Genomic DNA, 1,488 nt, shown 5'->3' with positions numbered 1-1,488 from the left:
CCAAACAACGTATTATTCATCGTCAAAATCTTCTTCATCCCAGGCTGGGTACTGTTGAATGCTTCCTTTTGACTTAACTATACGAGGCTTGAAATTCTCCTGAACTTCACTGATTTTCGACACCCTAATTGTGAACATCCAATCATCTCCGAAGTCATAATGAAGTGAAAATTTCTGTCCCTTACAAAGTCCGACCTCGTCTAGAGTTATATCTGCCGAAGGTTCGTCTCCCTCAGGATCTGACTGATATGTATATTCACTATACATGCGGTTGTCCATACAAAACTCATACAGGTGCTCATCTATGAAATCAAATGCTTCCAGGATAACCTGACATAATTGATTTAATGTGCTATTACCGCAAATTTCGATATTTCTATAAATATCACGTCCTCTGCCAGCTGGATATATTTTCATCGAATACTGGTTATTCATCATCCACCTCATTTCCAGACAGGAATCTCATTACTTCCTCAAACGAACGTTCACTATTGGCAAATGCCTCCATCAATTCTTTACTACGAAGTTCGTCTCTTTTTCTCATCAGTTTCTCAAGCTTATCCAATTCTGCTTCATATCTGTCTTTTGCTTTCGAAACCAGTTCTTTTTGTGTTTCAATCTTTTCTTCTATCGGAATGCTTCTTCTTGCCATGGTTCTTATCCTTCTTTCTCTATCTTCATTAAGTCTTCATTAATCGCAGCTGCCTGAGTTCTGACATTTGCTGCTGTCATGTTAAATGCCTTCAGGATTTCTTTCTGCGTAGCTGTAACTGCATAATCCATGCGGTATCCACGGTCGCTCTGCCGGATCAGTTCTATCTTTTCCAATTCCCTGATTGCAGCCGGAACAGTCATATAATTTTTCTTTCCGCTCTTTTCCATCTGTTCCTTTAGGCAGGTATAAAACCTGCTTCGAATGATTAGTGCCACAAACTCTATGAATATCTTTGCATGTACAGATTCGCTTGTATGTACTCGGAAGCTTTTGTTCCCAAGATAAGATTTATCTCCACGGAACAACTTCTCTGACGCATCTCTGCTTTTGTACAGTTCGAGTGCCTGTGCAGCCGTCATCTTTTCTGACGTTATAATGACAAAATATCCACAAAGCCGTATCTCTTCATTGATCACATCATGAAGTTCACGGCCATACATGAATTTTTCATCCTTTTTCCCTTTATTGTAATAGATCAGATCAAAGTACCTGGCAAAGCCCGCTCCTTTGATTTCATATTTTGTGCCTTCATGTTTATGAAGGCATTCAGCCATGCGGTCAATCTTTGCTTCGATAGCCTCATGTTCACTACTTTTCTTTCTGTCATTGTAGAAAATGTGGAAATAACGTTCTTTTTCATCAGACGGGTAAAGCTGCTTTTTTACAGTAATGCCGCTTACTTTATAATCTCTGATGCTGTATCTCCGGTCTTCCTCAAAAGTACCTTTTACTTCAAGAACAAGACTTTTTACAAGTTCCTTCATACCCTTCAT

At 39.2% G+C, this 1,488-nt stretch carries 2 protein-coding genes and 1 pseudogene; all 3 read right to left on the bottom strand.

The window, feature by feature from the left end:
• Positions 1 to 12 precede the first annotated feature (12 nt).
• Positions 13 to 438, bottom strand: a complete 426-nt coding sequence (locus tag ACESZH_RS23865) for a plasmid pRiA4b ORF-3 family protein (RefSeq protein WP_373219584.1) — start codon at positions 436 to 438, stop codon at positions 13 to 15.
• Complete coding sequence (locus ACESZH_RS23860; RefSeq protein WP_373219582.1) at positions 428 to 652, bottom strand: hypothetical protein; 225 nt, start codon at positions 650 to 652, stop codon at positions 428 to 430. Before ACESZH_RS23860 ends, ACESZH_RS23865 begins: the two co-directional genes overlap by 11 nt.
• 5 nt (positions 653 to 657) lie before the next feature.
• Positions 658 to 1,488 (bottom strand): annotated as a pseudogene (locus ACESZH_RS23855) (transposase); the annotation flags it as partial.

Source organism: Ruminococcus sp. 5_1_39BFAA, from assembly GCF_964240875.1.
Lineage (GTDB): Bacteria > Bacillota > Clostridia > Lachnospirales > Lachnospiraceae > Blautia_A.
This window is presented reverse-complemented; position numbering and strand designations above follow the sequence as displayed.

Bases quoted from the DNA above. Each gene is read 5' to 3' on its own strand.
- ACESZH_RS23865 (WP_373219584.1), bottom strand. From the start codon at position 438: ATGATGAATAACCAGTATTCGATGAAAATATATCCAGCTGGCAGAGGA.
- ACESZH_RS23860 (WP_373219582.1), bottom strand. From the start codon at position 652: ATGGCAAGAAGAAGCATTCCGATAGAAGAAAAGATTGAAACACAAAAA.